The following is a 15,956-nucleotide window of genomic DNA, read 5'->3' as shown; positions in this document are numbered from 1 at the left end:
ATCTTCATCGTGACACCTTTCAAAAGCCGGTATGACAACATGAAATGATGATGCAGGGCCCGCCCCAAATCGATCTGCTTGCAGCTGTCAGTTTCACGGTCCTAAACCGAGGGGGCTTCATGGGCAATCTTTTCTGATTGCCAAACGCATGCCGCGACAGGCCCTATCAATCGCAATGGACTGTATTTGAATGACCCTCCAAGGGGGCATGCCCCTCTGCCGTCGCCCGTACGGCAACCATCTGAATGTCAAAATCCTCTATTTGCCGTCCCATGGCCCGCATGGCCTGGCCGTTGTTTAAAGTGATGCGACTGTGCAGGGGCGGCGGCACGCCTTCGCAAAGCTTGCGCTGCCTGAGGGCTGTGTCGCGCAGGTGGCCGATGCGAATGCCAATATCAAAACCCTCGCGCTGCAAATCCCTTGCGCGGTCGTCATAGTCAACGCGCAGATCAAGTTCGGGGTGTTGTGCCGCAAATTCTGCAGTCATGGGCGATAGGGAAAGGGTACCAAAGCTCATCGATACGGCGATCGACAGCGTTCCGCGTAAGGTCGAGCTATGCCCGAAAGTTGGTGACAGCGTGATTAGGCGGCCTTTTTAAGTTGCTTGATACCGTCCTTGAATTCAATCCCCTGGATGATCTCAGGCATACGGTTTGCGCCGTCGAGTTTGCGCCATTTGGTCTGGGCTGACAGCATCAGCTTGAACGCCATGGCAAGGCCCGTTTTGCGGCTGAGGCATCCTTTGGTTTTGCCGGTGCGATGCCGAACCGTGGCGAAGGTGCTTTCGATTGGGTTGGTAGTTCTGATGTGTTTCCAATGCTCAGCAGGAAAATCATAGAACGCCAGTAGCACGTCGCGGTCTTTGGTCAATTTGGCGACGGCCTTGTCGTATTTCACACCATATGTCGCGACGAAGTAGTCGAATGCAGCCTCAGCGTCGACACGGCTTTCAGCCTGCCAGCCTCTCGGGCCATTGCTGCGCAACGCCCTGTCGGCCAGTGGATATCGTGCAGATGGCCCTTTGCTTTGGCCTGAACCGACGTGGGCATCGCATTCAGTGCATTGCCCCGTTTTGTGGAACCAACATCGCTGCTCTTTCGTGGAACCAAAGACCTCGCGCAGGGCATTCCAGAAGCCCAAGACACCATCCATTGCCCGGCAGTCGCTTTGTGAAGCAAAACGATGAGAGGGGCCAATGGCAAGGTCAGGCGCGTCGGTGAGCCCGCGTCGTTGCAAATCAAGGAGCAATTCGCGCCAGCTTTGGGTGCTTTCACGATAGCCGTCGGCCAAGCCGATGATCTCCTTGCGGCCTCACTCGTCTGTCACCGGCAGTGGTTTGCCTGCAAACCACGAGAGGCGCCCCGATCAGCACCAGAACACATTGTTTTTCCTCAGCCATTCGGGGGCGAAAGTAGACGCCGTCTGTTACCCGGCAGGCGCATGCAAAGCATGCTGCCGAGAGGGCGCCCAGATGTAGACGAAACGACGTGCGCTCAGATCGCGCCGTTGCCAACGGTCATACTCATCCCACCAATCAGATTTGAGCCTTGAGATCGTCGTCGAAGACAGCCCCGCCGCGTTTGGGCCAAGCAGAGCGGCGAGCGCTTCTTGGAAGTCGCCCGTGGAAATACCCTTGAGGTAAAGCCAGGGCAGTAGGTCCTCGATGGATTTGGTTTTGCGCAAATAGGGCGGCAGGATTGTTGACGCGAACCGGACATTCTCTTCGCCATCGCCTCGGTCCCGCACGCGCGGCACTCTGACCGGCACTGCGCCGACCCCAGTCACAATCTCGCGTTCAGGCAGGTGACCGTGGCGCACGAGCCGAGCACGACCATCATCCGTCTTGTCGGAGGCATAGGCCTCCAGCAGAACTGCAAGTTCGGCTTCAACGGCTTGCTCAATCAGACGCTGCGCGCCCGATCGGAGCAGCTCCGTCAGTGGATCATGCGAAGATCCCTGTGGATCGGTCAGCTGGGTAATGGTAGTTCTCGTCATGTGGCATATCCTTTTCTCGGTCGAGAATTGCGGCGCGTGAACAACGCCATGATATGCCGCCCCTCAAGGGCCATCACCAACTTTGAGCTATATCTCCCACGCGGTCAGGTCTTGTCAGAGGACAACTGACTTAAGCTGGGCGGGGCGCCGACCTCGCGTTGCCGGATCGGCGTTGTTGCGCAGGTTCAGGCCTTCGGTAACGGGGACGTCTCAGTCAAGTGCTTTTTGACATACGCATCCGGCCGCATAGTTGCGGATTTGATGACAGTTGCTTTCTGAGCCGTTCTGCTTTCGCCGCGGCCTTCGTCGGAGATCATCCAGGGTGCATGCTTCGGTCCGTGGGCAGCGCTTGGCTGCCAACATGATGCTGGTTCAAATGCAATTCCGATGTGCCTATCTCATAGGCGTGCTCAATGTTGGTCGGCAACAGTCCTGACCACGGCATTATCGGAACCACGCCCCTGGGGTATCCTCGAAGGCCTGCGGCTGTTTGCAGTTTCATTGCGGGAGTTAGCGGCCGGATCACGAACCTATTCAATGATGATGCCGTCGCATGTATGGGGCTTCGCTTCGTACGGGACTGCAGCATATGTTGGTCTCAATGCAAGTTTCCAGGGTATTGCGGGCCGTGTGCCTGACGGGCGCGCTGATTGGCGCGCCTGTTGCAAGTCTTGCGGATGCACCGGCCAAAGTTGTGTCGATGAACCTTTGCACGGATCAATTAGGCAATGCTGGTCGCGGATAGGCGCCATCGGTAAAATCTGGACCGGCCGATCTTTCACTGTATCCCGCGTTGGCATCTGGCGACGAACACTACCCTTTCCCCAAGCGGGTGGATCAAAGGGGGCGTTCCGCACGCAACGGGGTATCTACAATTTTCAGGCAGCTTTCTCTTTGCGGCCCTCGTGCAGCCACTGCAACACGGCTTCGGGCGTTGAGGCGCCATAGGGATCGTCAGGCGCATTGTCGCAAATGCCCGGCTCTTCAAACCAGCCTTCTACGACACCGTCCTGTACCACAGCCGCATAGCGCCAAGAGCGCAGCCCAAACCCCAGATTGTCCTTGCGCACCAGCATACCAAGACGCCGGGTAAAGTCCCCCGAACCATCAGGTATCATCTTGATGTTCTTCAGTTTCAAGTGATCCGCCCATTGCTTCATCACGAAGGCGTCGTTGACGGATACGCAATAGATTGCGTCAATTCCCTGCTCTTTAAAGGTATCTGCCATCTCGTCAAATGAGGGCAGCTGACGGTTCGAACATGTGGGCGTAAAGGCACCGGGCAATCCGATCAGCAAAACACGCTCCCCCGAGAACAGGTCCCGGGATGTCTGGTCACTCCAGCGATAGGGGTTTTCACCGCCGATCGTTTCGTCGCGCACGCGTGTTTTAAAAGTTACATTGGGAACGGGTGTGCCTATTTTCATATCATACTTCCTTAGAGATGACCTTTTGACGGTCAGTATCAGAGCTTCACGAAGCCGTTCTACCGTCAGCCAGCCAAGGCTTCAAGGCAGTCCGGACCGACTTTCCTGCCTCGGCATTTCGGGGCCGCCAAGGGCGATGACAGGGATTGGTATGTCTTTAAGGCTGCGGTGAGGTTTTGTCCGGATGCCTCGACATATCTAAGGGTTGCGGCCGAATTCCGTCCGACGGAAAATGACGAAAATTTGCAAAGAAAACTCCGTCCTCCCCGACGTCAAGGTATTGAGGGCAAACTCAATTCACCGAAAACGACGCCTTCCCGCAACCGGGCCTTTCCGGCGAAGGAAGCAAGTAAGTTCATCACACAAGGAATACCCTTATCAACTTCATCAAATATTAGGTTATAGGCTCCAAGAATTTGATAGGTTTCACCATGTGGGCCCTACTCTACGAAGGGGGCGAAATGCCGATGAATCCAGTCACAGTCCTGACCACCGTCATGTTTGGCGCTGGCATCATGGCACTACTGGCGATCTCTTACGGGGTCATAGAGCGTTCCAGAATCAGGCCGTTCTGGCGGTCCATTTTCCATGGCATGTTTTTCGGTGCCGGCGCTATTCTGGTTATGTTGAAGCCTATTCAACTTGGTGAAGGCGTGATCATCGACGCCCGGGCAATTATCGTGGGCATAGCGGCTGCCTTCGGAGGTTGGCCTGCCGCGATTCTATCGGGGATTATTGCGGGCGCTTATCGCGCATACCACGGCGGGACAGGCGCACCTTCGGGCGTTATCGGGATCTTTATGGCCGCCGGGTTGGGTTGGTACTGGTCTTGGCGATTGAAGCCTAATGGAGAAATCAATATTCGCGACACAGCAACCCTTGGGGCGATACTCGCGCTTTATACGATCAGTGCCGCACTTCTACCCAAAGAGGTTTTCTTTCAGGCGGTTACAACCGTCGTCCCGGTCATTGTTGCTGGCTGTATTTTCGGCGCGATCGCAATGGGAAGCCTGATGGAGCGAGAGCGCCGATACATCTATTCCGAAAGAAATTGGCGCGAGAGCGCCCTTACGGATCCCTTGACAGACTTGCCCAATCGCAGGGGTTTTTTCGAGAAAGTGAACCGGGCGCTCTCGGCGCCAAACCACGGCAGAACAGATGCTTTGCTCATATTGGATGCAGATCACTTCAAGCGTATCAACGACACTCACGGGCATCCTGTAGGTGACGCCGCCCTCGTTCTGATCGCAGAAAAACTCAAACTAATTTTGGATGAAGAGGCATCAATCTGCAGGCTGGGCGGGGAAGAATTTGCAGTCTTCTTGCCCGCAACATCCCAACCTGCTGCCAACCAAATCGCGGAAACCCTAAGGTTGGGAATCCGGAAAGCCGGGTTCACCCATGATGGTGTGACAGTACCTCTTTCTGTCAGCATAGGCGCAGTCATGCGATCTGCAGCATCAAGAGCCCCCCTCATAAGCCTGCTTCGCTCTGCTGACAACGCGCTCTACTATGCCAAGGAAGGTGGTCGAAACAAAGTTGTTTTCGCGGAACCACTGGAGTCTTGAACCCGCGAGTATTGGCCTTGTTGCGCCTCTGTCCGAACGTCTTGAGGGCAAGGGTTGCCATGAAAGAATTAGGGAACCTTTTACAAACACCCCGTCAAGCACGGGACGTGATCAATCAAAGCATCAACGATTTTCTGTCACCTGACACCGACTGCGATCACTTGGCATTGGTGTCGACAACCCCCGTCACATTCAAACGAAATGCCGCATAAGTTCTACGCATGTACCCCGTCATAAATGGAGAGACGCCCTAAGAACGCGCGCGCCAAAAGCGACCTTGCCCCACAAAGCCTTCCGCAAATCTACTGACCGGGTTGCGCAACCGATCCCAAGGGTTCCCACTCCCCTTATGTGATGGCTATCACTCTCATCAGAAAGGCACATGGACATGCCACAGCGAGTGACTGCCACGCCACCAATCAAATCCAATCGAACAGATCGCATGACTTTTTGCGCTGAGGATATCCGGTGAGATGTAGCTTGAGCGGACGGGAGAGGTGAGACCACCCCAGCCGAAAGGTCGCTGCACAATATTCTAGAATTTCAAAAGTTGGCTCTATGCGTCAATTAGGGTCAAGATGCATTGATCTTCGCGATGTGGCGTGATTCATGTCTCCCCAAACGGAGCGGTGACATGAGCGATTTATACTGGCTGAACGACGAACAGATGGTCAAGCTTGAGGCTTTCTTCCCGAAGTCGCACGGCAAACCTCGCGTTGATGACAGGCGGGTGTTGAGCGGGATTGTTTTCATCAATCGCAATGGCTTGCGCTGGCGAGACGCGCCAGCAGAATACGGCCCGCAAAAGACACTCTACAGCCGCTGGAAGCGCTGGAGCGACAAGGGCATCTTCGCACGGATGCTGCTGGAACTCGCCGAGCAAGGCGGCGCGACCGACACGCTGATGATCGACGCGACCCATCTCAAGACCCACCGCACGGCCTCCAGCCTGGGGCTGAAAAAGGGGGGCGTGGCCGCCTGATCGGCCGCACCAAGGGTGGGATGAATTCCAAGCCCCACACCGTCACGGATGCCTTGGGTCGTCCCCTGCGGATGTTTCTGACGGCGGGCCAGCGCAGCGATTACATCGGCGCGCGGGCGTTGTTGGACGGTTTGCCGCTCGCCAAACACATGCTGGCCGACCGCGGCTATGACGCCGATTGGTATCGCGAAGCCCTTGAATACAAGGGGATCACACCCTGCATCCCGTCTCGCAAGCGCCGCAAGACCCCGATCCCACACGACGAAGTCCGCTATCGCAAACGCCACAAGATCGAGAACAGCTTTGCCCGGCTCAAGGACTGGCGACGCGTCGCCACACGCTATGATAGATGCCCGAAGGTCTTCCTGTCAGCCTGCGCCCTCGCCGCCGTCGTCATGTTCTGGTTATGAATCCTGACCCTTCTGTATCCTCAGTTTGCTATATTGCCCCCGTCAGCAGCCTTGGCCGAGGTCGCTGACGGGGCGGTATATGGCGTCTGAGCCTTGTGGCATGAACCACGTTTACTAGCGAGCCAGCACCGTCTCTCTTCATCATCTCGAACAGTTGCATGTGGCCGTTGAGGACCACGGATCAGAAGGAAGAGAACATGGATACGGTAACACAAGCTACGATCATCGGCATAGATGTCAGCCGTGATTGGTTGGATATTCACTGTCTGCCAGCTGGCAAATGCGCGCGCTTTCCGAACAAAGTCAAAGGCCACGAGCAAGTCGCTCAACTTGCTTGCGAGCTGGGCGCGCTGGTCTGCTTCGAAGCTACCGGCGGGCAGGAGTGGCAGCTTTGGGTCGCGTTGGACGATGCCGGGATCGCGACGCGGCAATTGCCACCGGCTCAGATCAAAGCCTTCGCTGCCAGCCGGGGGACACGCGCCAAGACCGACCGGATCGACGCGGAACTCATCGCGCGCTTCATGGCATTCAGACCGGATGCCGGGCGGGCCCTTCCACATAGAAAGCTACGTCTTCTCGCGCAAATCAAGGCGCAGGGGAAGCTTGGATCCGCCGAGATGTTTGCAGCCATGGACGAAGACCTCAAAGGTCTGCTCGACAGGCAAATTGCCGAGCTCGAAGCTCAGATTGAAGATATCATCGCAACCGATGAGTGCCTTGCCACGACTGCCGATATCCTGCGTTCCGTTCCCGGGATTGGCCCGGTTGCCAGCACGATGCTGCTCGCAGAAATGCCGGAACTCGGTCAGATCAATGGCGAGCAAGCCGCCGCCCTCACAGGCCTGGCTCCCATTGCACATGACAGCGGGGCGATGCGAGGCAAGCGCGCAATTGGCGGCGGTCGGCGGCTGCTACGGCGTGTCATGTTCCAGGCTGCTCTTGTCGCAAGCCATCACAATCCAGTTCTGAAAATCTTCGCCAATCGTTTGCGGGCCGCAGGAAAGCCACACAAGGTTGTTATTACAGCCGTCGCTCGAAAGCTCGTCACAATCGTCAACGCCCTCTGTAAATAAAGCCAGAAATGGGCCGTCCCAGAAAGTTAAAGATACAGTTGCTAGTCACAACCCCGTAAGTAGTCTTGAAAAGTTGTCACCGTAAAACGAGCCGGAGCAGGTTGAAACATTTCCGTTTATATGCATAATTCATTGTTAAAATAGTCCACGGGCGCCTAGACGATATACACCACCCGAAGCAACACAATTATTTTTCATTTCAACAGAAATGACACTTGAAAACTTTTTTTTAACTGCATTAATATGGCTTGAAGTTCTTAGTTCATTAAATGTGACCCGTAGTAGTGTAGTTGGTAAATATTATGAGACTTGTTTTTCGTCGGAATGACGACCTTCCACCATTGGCTTGGTATTGCTGTATCAAAAAGCAAAATGAGATAGCCGATGTCGTGCATGGCGCCGGTGTTGATTTTCAAGAAAATGCTTTCGTTGAAGGTGCTTGGAATGGGGCGTTCTCTCGGATGGAATTTTCCGATCATGAGTGTTTCGGTAGCGGCGGCAGGATCGTCGAGAGTGGCATTCGGTTCACAGCCCCCGATCATCTACTTTCAGGTATCTTTGAATACTCGGATACCTCGGGCCATGTATCTATATCGAATTCCCTTCCCCTTATGCTCGCTAAGGAAAGCCTGTCTTTTGAGGATACGCTTGCGAATGCTCAGCGGTATCTTAGTGCGATTTCAGGCGGATTGAGCCAATCCCCCGCCATCATTCCATTGAGTGGCGGGAAGTCTGTTAAAATGCACTTTTGGTGCAATTTGGATGTAACACCTGATTTACATGTTGTTTCACGGCGAAAACAAGTTGAGGCGGAATTTTCCGATTATAAAAGCTACACGCACTATGTCCGCGGTGTCATGGCCGGTATCTTTGCCAATGCCGCGGATCCGCACAGGGCCAAATGCTACGAACCGCTTGCCACACTTTCAAGCGGGTATGACTCAACCGCTATCGCCACATTGGCTGCAGAGGAAGGGTGTCGCGACGGTGTAAGCTTTTCCCACAGCCGCAAGTCAAAGGGCGGCGTTGAAGAGGATGATGGGCAAGTCGTCGCATCTGCCCTCGGGTTGAACCTGATGATGGCCGACAGGCTTGCCTATACCAGCTGGAACGACATGCCAGAGCTGGAAACCTGGGGGCAAGGGTCGGAGTTTCTGTCGATCCGGCCACTGGTTGCGGGGCGGGTTGTTCTTGTCGGGCATTTCGGGGATTCCGTGTGGGAACGCAATCTCGTCAACCTTGGAACCGATGTAAAGTGGCCGCTGATTGCGGGCCACGACCTGAGTGATTTTCGCCTGGAACAAGACTTCATCCTGTTTCCGGCGGCGTTTCTTGCCGCATGGCGGCTTGCCGAGATCAACCGTATATCCCGCTCGGACGAAATGCAGCCCTGGACGCTCTATAACGATTACGATCGGCCGATCTGTCGTCGAATCGTGGAGGAAAAGGGCGTCCCGCGTGCCGCTTTTGGGCAAAAAAAACTGGCTGCCGGTGTCTTTTCGCGCGATGAAGGGCTGGACGCAACGATAACAAAATCAAGCCTGCAGGACTACCGGAACTGGAAGGTTGCGACGATCCCGCCGACAGCCCCCACAGTGCAGCAAAAGCTGAAATTTGCTTTGGGCAAGTGGAACAGCAAGATCAGCCGGAAGGTTTACAAAATAACCGCCGTCAAGCTCGGGCGGGGCTATGCAATCCCAATCATTTTTCCCATGACGTCAAAGCTTACCGAAGGCTCATTTGCCTTCGTCTGGGCCATGCGGCGCTTGTCAGAGCGGATGACCCATGCGCTGCGCCAAGATTGATGGTTGGGCAGTGTCCCGCCAAGTGATGACCAGTGCTGCCCCCTTCCAAGCGATGGGGCTGGCCTCATAAAAGGATAACCAATGCCAATCTCGCGCCGCCATCTTCTTGTCCTGCTGGCGTCAACCGGGCTGGTTTCCACCCTGCCCTGCCCGACTGTAGCAGGGAACCTCGGCGGGGGCATCCGCCATGGCTGGGACGAGAATGTGCCTGGTCCGACCAAGGCCGATTTCTTTGTCGCCCCTGCTGGTGATGACACTGCCCCGGGCAGCTTTGACCAGCCGCTGCGCACAATACAAAGGGGCGTTGATATGTTGGCAGCCCGCAAAGGCGGCAGTCTGGGCATCCGCGGCGGCATTTACCGTGAGCAGGTCAGCCTCGATGCATTGCGGGGAACCCACGCCGCCCCCTACCGCATCCACCGCTATGGCCAAGAGCGGGTGACGATCACCGCTGCCGAGCCGCTAACCGGCTGGCGTCCGGCCAGTGCGATGGAGACCTCCACACTGGGCCTGCCCTCGGGCGTTTTTGCCGCACGGCTTGATCCGTCGCGCGTGGCGCATAAGGCTGTGCTGTCGCTGAACCTCTATGAAGGTGACCACCCCTGCACGCTGTCGACCGACCGCGCCGATTATACCAGACCACAAGCAACCGGAGATTACACAACCTACCGCCAAGGTACATTCTTGGTAGACAGCGAAGATCGTATCCTGGCTATCCAAGATAAGCGGCTTGTCGGGATGGACCCGGTCCGGCTTACAGATGCGCGGGTGCGGGTTTATCATGCCCCCAACCTTGTTTCGACACAGCGCATCGAAGCTTTTGACCCGGCGACAGGAACGCTGACCCTATCCAACCAGACGTTGAAACTACAGCGATCCAATAAGAAGCCACAGATGCGCTATGCGCTGGAAAATCTGGCGCAGGCAATGCAGCCCGGCGATTGGGCGGTCAAACGGACTTCGGCGGGGCTAATCGTCTACCTGCGCCCGCGTGATCCGACCCATATTGAAAACGGCATTGAGGTATCGCTGCGCCCGGTGTGCATTGATGTCGGTGCAGCCCGCCACGTGGAGCTTTTCGGGCTAGAGGCGATACGGGCAAGCGGCGAGGCACGGCTGGATGGAATATGCATTCGTGTGCTGGGCAACGCAGGGCATGACGATGATGCACCGACCGGGCTGCGCGTGTCGGAATGCCGGGTCGGGGAATCTCCGCGAGGGCCGCGCCGCGGCTTCGGGGCGATTTATATGCGCAAGGTAAAAGATGTCCAGCTGCGCCACATCACTATGGACGGGACACGATGCGGGCTTTTTATCAACGATGGTAATGATGTGGACATGCGCTTCTTGCATGTTTCCAACGCGGCGGCGACCCCCACGATCTTTTACAGCCTGCGCAATTCTATCCTCGCCTTCTCTCTGTTTGAGAATTCGGGCAGTGATGCCCATTCCAACAAGTTCAACTTTTACCAAGGCTCCGATGCAGTATTGGTTTACGGTGTGCGCTGCCGCGGAGTGTCGGGCTATGCGACCTATCAAAAAGCGAGCCGAATACATTTCGCATTCTGTGACCTGCCCTGCGACCCCCGCTCCAATAATCGGGCATTGGTATCGCAGAATTTTTCACAAAAAACGGGCAAGGATGCTGGCGACGGAACCGGCGAGCCAGTCGAGGGGAGTACCTTTTATTACTGGAACAATACCCTCGCCAAAGGTCACAACAATTCGGAAAAGGCGAATGCACTGCGGCTTGGACCAGAACGAAACAGTCAAAACCATGCGTTCTTCAACAATATACTGCACGGGGGTGGGCTGTCCCAGATATATACAAAAAGCGCCGAGCCAAAGCGTGAACGGCGCTCTCACAACCGCTACACCGGCCTCTCCTGGTGGCAGACATCCCACTATAACTGGCACCTTGGCCCCGACGAGGAGCAAATGCGCCCTGGTCAGAAGCCGCGCGGCAAAGGCTTGGACATGCGGCCTGTGATCTTGTCAGAGATCGCACCTCTTTTTCCAAAGTTCACCCATTGGGACCTAGATATCGAAGGGCAGCCGGTGGACTGGGATGCCCCCCCGATAGGATGTTTGGCCTAACTGCTTGGCCCCGCGATGTGGTGATGCGGAGCGAACGGCGCCAAGAGAAAACCCGGCGTCAGCGCTTGGGGCATCCTTTCGTCAATCGTCAGAGCCGGCTGCACGGTAAGCACCCGCTACCCGCCGCGCGTTTCGCCATGATTGGGACGATTCATGTCGGCTGTCCATACGGCCACATGCGGTAAAGACCCGATCTGCCTCAGCCGCGGCCTCTGCCAGAATATCCCCGAGATCAAGATGTGGAACCTTGCGATTTTCCATAAGCACACGTCCGTCCACCAGCACGGTATCTACATCGGCGGCATTTGCGAAATGGGTGATGCGGTTCAGCGGCATGACCGGGGGCCAAAGATGCGGTTTGTGGCCATCCAGTAGAATAATATCTGCCCTTTTCCCGACTTCGAGCGATCCGATTTGGTCCGCCAGACCAAGCGCGCGAGCAGCATCTATGGTGCACAGCTCCAACGCCTTGCCATCGGGCAACACAGCAGGGTCTTGGAAATGGCGACGGTGGTAATGCATTGCCTGCGACATGTGCCGGAACATATCGAAACCACGATCCGGCGCCCCTGCATCAGAGCCAAGGCAGACCGTCACACCAGCCTCCAATAGTTCCGGCACAGGGCAACGCCCGATGATGGACATAATGGCCGAGGGGTTGTGAATAATCGAAGCGCCGGTTTCGCGCAGGGCGTCAAAATCCGCCGGCGTCAAGTCAACGCTGTGGCCCAAGGCTGCACGAGGCGACAGCAGGCCAAGCTCTTGCGCAAGGGCAATACTGCCCGCGCGGTGGCCATCTTGCGTGAATAATGTGCCGGTCTGTTCCTGCAATGCGCGCATTGCTGTCGACATGCGGCGAATTTCCGGCCCGTGATCGGCCATATGTGCCGCAACATAGACCGGCAAAATGAGGGCAACCCCCGTTCTTTGGCCAAGAATGTCGTCGTGGCGCGCGATCAAATCGGCACATACCTCCATCTGTTGCTCAAAGCTGACGGGTTTGCGGTCCGCGCCAAAAAGTTTAGGGCCAAAAAGCTTGGGGAATGGCAACCGCCCCGGCCCCACCGCCATATAGGTTCGCAGGCCCGTTTCCAAGGTTACCGCCGAATGGGCATCGCCCGCCTCTGGCGTATCGGTGCGCATCACGTCCGCCCCGCCGCCAAGCAAGGAAACGGCTGTCGTAACACCGCCCAACAAGCGTTCCATTTGCGCCAGACGCGCCTCGGCGCGCCAAAAGTCGGGCGTGGCAACGCCGGCATAGACCTCTTCGCAAATAGTGAACCACAGATCCCCGTCCCCGTCACCCGCGGCCCTTACGAGGCCGTGCCCGGCATGAGAATGGGCATCGATAAGACCGGGAAGGGCAATCAGGCCCGGCCGGTCAATAACCCGTTTTGCGCGGGGCGGTTCGCCCTGGCCGATCGCGGCGATCTTGTTGCCATCAACCGCAATCCAGCCCGCGTCAATCACGCGCCGCCCCTCGTCCACCGTGAGGATGGTCGCACAATGAATAATCAGATCATAGGCTTCTGTCATGAAAGAAGGTCCCGCAAATCATTGGTTTCCTGGTTGCTGTCCTCAAGGTTCAGCTTGCCCTCAAGGTGATCAAGATGATGGTCCATCAGATGCCGCGCACGGTCCGCATCGCCGTTGCGAATGGCTGTGACAACCTCGGCATGTTCATCAGGGCCACAATCGGCCTGACTGCGGGTTTGATACATCGCCATGATAAGCGACGTGCGCGACACCAGATCACGCAGCACATCCCAAAGGTAGGGAGAGCCTGCCAGCTCACCTATCAGCAGGTGAAAGCCACCCGACAAGCGGATCGTCGCCTTGATATCCCCCGCATCCCTTGCGATCCGCTCTTCGTTCACATGGTCGTCCAGTCGCGCAATTGCGGCGGGGGTTGCCGTTTCACACAGGCGCGACACAAGGCTCGTCTCAATGGTCCGGCGCGCAAAAAAGATATCCCGCGCCTCATCGGTCGATGGCTGTGACACGAACGCCCCCCGATGCGGCACCAACGTCACCAGCCCGTCATGCTCCAACGTTGAAAGTGCTTGGCGGATGCGGGCACGACTCACCGAGAAGATCTCGGCCAGCTGTTCCTCTTTCAGGCGCGTTCCGGGTTTCAGCTTCCGCTCCGCAATCGACAACCAGATGCGATTATACACCTCCATTTGCGGGGTGTCTGTCGTGGGTTCCGATGCTGTCATGCTTGCTATCCTCCCAGCCCAACAGGCAATTCTCAAGATGCACAAAATTTATGCTAACAATAAAGTTTACACAAGGTGAAATAATTGTAGACAATTTGAACGATACATGTTTGCAATATGTAATACCGCGGCCAGCCAGCCTGTAGAAACGGACCGCGCAAAAACCAGAGAGGGAAACTTGCCAATGCTTCGTCACCTGATGATGACCGCCACCGTCGCGACCCTTGTCGCAACCGGGGCCTCAGCCGAAACCCTGCGCTATGCAACGTCGCGGGATGTGTACGGCCTTGATCCACACGCAACGACCGACAGCTTCACCAACATCTTTACCCATCACATCTATGAACCGCTGGTTCGCTATGATGCTGATATGAAAGTGGAACCTGCGCTTGCGACCAGTTGGGAAGTGATCGACCCGACCCGCGTACGGTTCAAACTGCGTGAGGGCGTGACCTTCCAGGGCGGCGAGACCTTTGGCGCCGATGACGTTCAGGTTTCGCTGATGCGTGCTGCCGATCTGAAATCACCACTGCGTGGCAATTTGCCGGGCCTGAAAGCGGTCGAGATTGTTGATGACCTGACCGTGGACTTGATCCTCGAAGGGCCGACACCCCTGTTGAACAACTACCTCACCAATATCTTCGTCATGGATAAAGGTTGGCTGGAGACCCATAATTCCGTGGCCCCGATCGATGCAAGTCAGGGCGAGGAAGGCTACACCACCAATAACGCCAATGGCACCGGACCATTTGCCTTGGAAAGCCGCCGCCCCGATGCGCTGAACGTGCTTGTGGTCAATGACGGCTGGTGGGACACGCCGCAGCATAACCTGACCCGGATTGAACATACGCCCATCGGTTCGGATGCGACCCGTGTGGCGGCATTGTTGTCGGGCGAGATCGACCTGATCGAGCCTGCCCCGCTGCAAGATGCAAACCGGATTGACGGGTCGGACGGCGTGCATATGCTGCAAAATCCCGGCCTGCGCAGCATCATGATGGGCATCAACATGGGCGACAGCCTGATTGATGGCAATGTCGAGGGCAACCCGCTCAAGGATTTGCGGGTCCGTCAGGCGATGTATCACGCGATCAATATGGACCTGATCCGCGACCGTATCATGCGCGGCAAATCCCGCGTTACCGGATCGCTGATTGCCCCTGCGGTGAAAGGCTATTCAGATGCGATGGATGAACGCCTCGCCTATGATCCGGTAATCCCCCCCGAAAGTAAGGGGCTGCGGAAGTAGAATTTTCTCGGCAAGATGAACGAGGAGATTTTGAATGAAAATGACCAGATATAGCGAACCCCAGATCCTTGCGATCCTGCGCCAAGCCGAAGGTGGTGTGCCGGTGGCCGAGCTTTGCCGTGAACATGGCATGAGCAATGCGTCGTTTTACAAATGGCGTGCGAAGTATGGTGGCATGGATGCATCCATGGTCAGCCAGATGAAAGCCATGGAGGAAGAGAACCGCAGGCTGAAGCGGATGTATGCAGATCTGAGCATGCAGGCGGACTTATTGAAGGAAGCCCTCGGAAAAAAGTAACGGGGCCATCTCAGCGCCGCGAGATGGCCGAAACGGCGGTAGAGCGACGGGGCGTCAGCATCGCGCTGGCGTGCCGGGCCTTCGAGGTCAGCGAGACCTGCTATCGTTACAGCCCGAAGCTGAAAGACGAGAACGAGGTGATCGCCGATCTGCTGACAGGGCTGACGGATGCGCGCAAGACTTGGGGATTTGGCCTGTGTTTCCTGCATTTGCGCAACGTGAAGGGGCATCCGTGGAACCACAAGCGGGTCTACCGGATCTACTGTGAGCTGGAACTGAACCTGCGCATCAAGCCGCGCAAGCGGCTGAAACGGGAGAAGCCTGACGTTCTGGCGGTCCCGAACAGACCGAATGTGACCTGGTCCATGGACTTCATGGCGGATCGCCTCGGCGACGGCAGGGCTTTTCGGCTTTTGAATGTGTTGGACGACTTCAACCGCGAAGGGCTGGGGATCGAGGTTGATTTCTCGCTCCCTGCCGAACGGGTCATCCGCAGCCTTGATCGCATTATCGAATGGCGCGGAAAACCGGGCACGATCAGGGTCGACAATGGGCCGGAATATATCAGCGAAACACTGAGAAAATGGGCTGAGAAACATAGTGTTACGATCCAGCACATCCAACCCGGACAGCCCCAGCAGAACGCCTATGTCGAGCGCTACAACCGGACGGTTCGGCATGAATGGCTGGATCAATACATCATCGAAAGCATCGAGGAGGCTCAGGATCAGGCCACACAATGGCTCTGGACATATAACAACGACCGCCCGAACATGGGCATCGGCGGCATCACACCCGCTATGAAACTGAAAATGGCCGCGTAAGTTCTACAG

12 protein-coding genes and 1 pseudogene are annotated in these 15,956 nt (G+C 56.4%); 7 read left to right on the top strand and 6 right to left on the bottom strand.

Annotation, left to right across the window (positions count from 1 at the left end; translation table 11 throughout):
- Positions 1–166: 166 nt before the first annotated feature.
- From EOK75_RS01440 to EOK75_RS01425, 3 genes and pseudogenes are all read right to left on the bottom strand, one after another.
- Positions 167–577, bottom strand: a complete 411-nt coding sequence (locus EOK75_RS01440) for a LysR substrate-binding domain-containing protein (protein WP_420821933.1) — start codon at positions 575–577, stop codon at positions 167–169.
- A gap of 5 nt (positions 578–582) precedes the next feature.
- A pseudogene (locus tag EOK75_RS21750) lies at positions 583–1,995 on the bottom strand (IS256 family transposase).
- Positions 1,996–2,873: 878 nt separating this feature from the next.
- Positions 2,874–3,422 (bottom strand): peroxiredoxin, encoded by a 549-nt coding sequence (locus tag EOK75_RS01425; RefSeq protein ID WP_137192264.1) that lies wholly within the window; start codon positions 3,420–3,422, stop codon positions 2,874–2,876.
- Between the two features lie 461 nt (positions 3,423–3,883).
- On the opposite strand from EOK75_RS01425, the gene EOK75_RS01420 reads away from it, so the two are divergent.
- From EOK75_RS01420 to EOK75_RS01410, 3 genes are all read left to right on the top strand, one after another.
- A complete protein-coding gene (locus EOK75_RS01420; RefSeq protein WP_168199110.1) occupies positions 3,884–4,990 on the top strand; it encodes a GGDEF domain-containing protein in 1,107 nt (368 codons plus the stop codon).
- 634 nt (positions 4,991–5,624) lie between these two features.
- Positions 5,625–6,382 (top strand): IS5 family transposase gene (locus EOK75_RS01415; RefSeq protein ID WP_137192262.1). Its coding sequence is split into 2 segments (ribosomal slippage): positions 5,625–5,943 and positions 5,943–6,382, totalling 759 coding nucleotides; the frame shifts between segments, so codons are not numbered across the junction.
- A 197-nt stretch (positions 6,383–6,579) separates the two neighbouring features.
- On the top strand, positions 6,580–7,455 hold the full coding sequence (locus EOK75_RS01410) for a transposase (protein ID WP_137192261.1): 876 nt from the start codon (positions 6,580–6,582) through the stop codon (positions 7,453–7,455).
- A 257-nt stretch (positions 7,456–7,712) separates the two neighbouring features.
- On the opposite strand, the gene EOK75_RS01405 is transcribed toward EOK75_RS01410, so the two are convergent.
- Positions 7,713–7,997, bottom strand: a complete 285-nt coding sequence (locus EOK75_RS01405; protein ID WP_137192260.1) for a hypothetical protein — start codon at positions 7,995–7,997, stop codon at positions 7,713–7,715.
- 315 nt (positions 7,998–8,312) lie between these two features.
- Here EOK75_RS01405 and EOK75_RS01400 point away from each other — a divergent pair, with 315 nt between their 5' ends.
- Together EOK75_RS01400 and EOK75_RS01395 are read left to right on the top strand one after the other, a co-directional pair.
- A complete protein-coding gene (locus EOK75_RS01400) occupies positions 8,313–9,260 on the top strand; it encodes a hypothetical protein (protein ID WP_137192259.1) in 948 nt (315 codons plus the stop codon).
- Positions 9,261–9,341: 81 nt separating this feature from the next.
- Entirely contained in the window at positions 9,342–11,357 is a 2,016-nt protein-coding gene (locus EOK75_RS01395; protein ID WP_137192258.1) for a hypothetical protein, read from the top strand.
- A gap of 81 nt (positions 11,358–11,438) precedes the next feature.
- Here the strand turns inward: EOK75_RS01395 and EOK75_RS01390 are convergent, their stop codons facing one another.
- The gene (locus tag EOK75_RS01390) at positions 11,439–12,893 is read right to left on the bottom strand and encodes an amidohydrolase family protein (RefSeq protein ID WP_137192257.1); all 1,455 of its coding nucleotides are present in this window, start codon (positions 12,891–12,893) and stop codon (positions 11,439–11,441) included.
- Positions 12,890–13,576, bottom strand: a complete 687-nt coding sequence (locus tag EOK75_RS01385; protein WP_137192256.1) for a GntR family transcriptional regulator — start codon at positions 13,574–13,576, stop codon at positions 12,890–12,892. The genes EOK75_RS01390 and EOK75_RS01385 overlap by 4 nt, the downstream gene beginning before the upstream one ends.
- A gap of 184 nt (positions 13,577–13,760) precedes the next feature.
- Here EOK75_RS01385 and EOK75_RS01380 point away from each other — a divergent pair, with 184 nt between their 5' ends.
- Together EOK75_RS01380 and EOK75_RS01375 are read left to right on the top strand one after the other, a co-directional pair.
- Positions 13,761–14,825, top strand: coding sequence for an ABC transporter substrate-binding protein (locus tag EOK75_RS01380; protein WP_137192255.1), 1,065 nt, complete (start codon positions 13,761–13,763; stop codon positions 14,823–14,825).
- A gap of 34 nt (positions 14,826–14,859) precedes the next feature.
- Positions 14,860–15,947 (top strand): IS3 family transposase gene (locus EOK75_RS01375; protein ID WP_137192138.1). Its coding sequence is split into 2 segments (ribosomal slippage): positions 14,860–15,121 and positions 15,121–15,947, totalling 1,089 coding nucleotides; the frame shifts between segments, so codons are not numbered across the junction.
- Positions 15,948–15,956: the final 9 nt, after the last annotated feature.

This window comes from Pseudorhodobacter turbinis (genome assembly GCF_005234135.1).
In the GTDB taxonomy this organism is placed as follows: domain Bacteria; phylum Pseudomonadota; class Alphaproteobacteria; order Rhodobacterales; family Rhodobacteraceae; genus Pseudorhodobacter; species Pseudorhodobacter turbinis.
This window is presented reverse-complemented; position numbering and strand designations above follow the sequence as displayed.

Bases quoted from the DNA above. Each gene is read 5' to 3' on its own strand.
- EOK75_RS01425 (WP_137192264.1), bottom strand. From the start codon at position 3,422: ATGAAAATAGGCACACCCGTTCCCAATGTAACTTTTAAAACACGCGTG.
- EOK75_RS01420 (WP_168199110.1), top strand. From the start codon at position 3,884: ATGCCGATGAATCCAGTCACAGTCCTGACCACCGTCATGTTTGGCGCT.
- EOK75_RS01410 (WP_137192261.1), top strand. From the start codon at position 6,580: ATGGATACGGTAACACAAGCTACGATCATCGGCATAGATGTCAGCCGT.
- EOK75_RS01405 (WP_137192260.1), bottom strand. From the start codon at position 7,997: ATGATCGGGGGCTGTGAACCGAATGCCACTCTCGACGATCCTGCCGCC.
- EOK75_RS01400 (WP_137192259.1), top strand. From the start codon at position 8,313: ATGGCCGGTATCTTTGCCAATGCCGCGGATCCGCACAGGGCCAAATGC.
- EOK75_RS01395 (WP_137192258.1), top strand. From the start codon at position 9,342: ATGCCAATCTCGCGCCGCCATCTTCTTGTCCTGCTGGCGTCAACCGGG.
- EOK75_RS01390 (WP_137192257.1), bottom strand. From the start codon at position 12,893: ATGACAGAAGCCTATGATCTGATTATTCATTGTGCGACCATCCTCACG.
- EOK75_RS01385 (WP_137192256.1), bottom strand. From the start codon at position 13,576: ATGACAGCATCGGAACCCACGACAGACACCCCGCAAATGGAGGTGTAT.
- EOK75_RS01380 (WP_137192255.1), top strand. From the start codon at position 13,761: ATGCTTCGTCACCTGATGATGACCGCCACCGTCGCGACCCTTGTCGCA.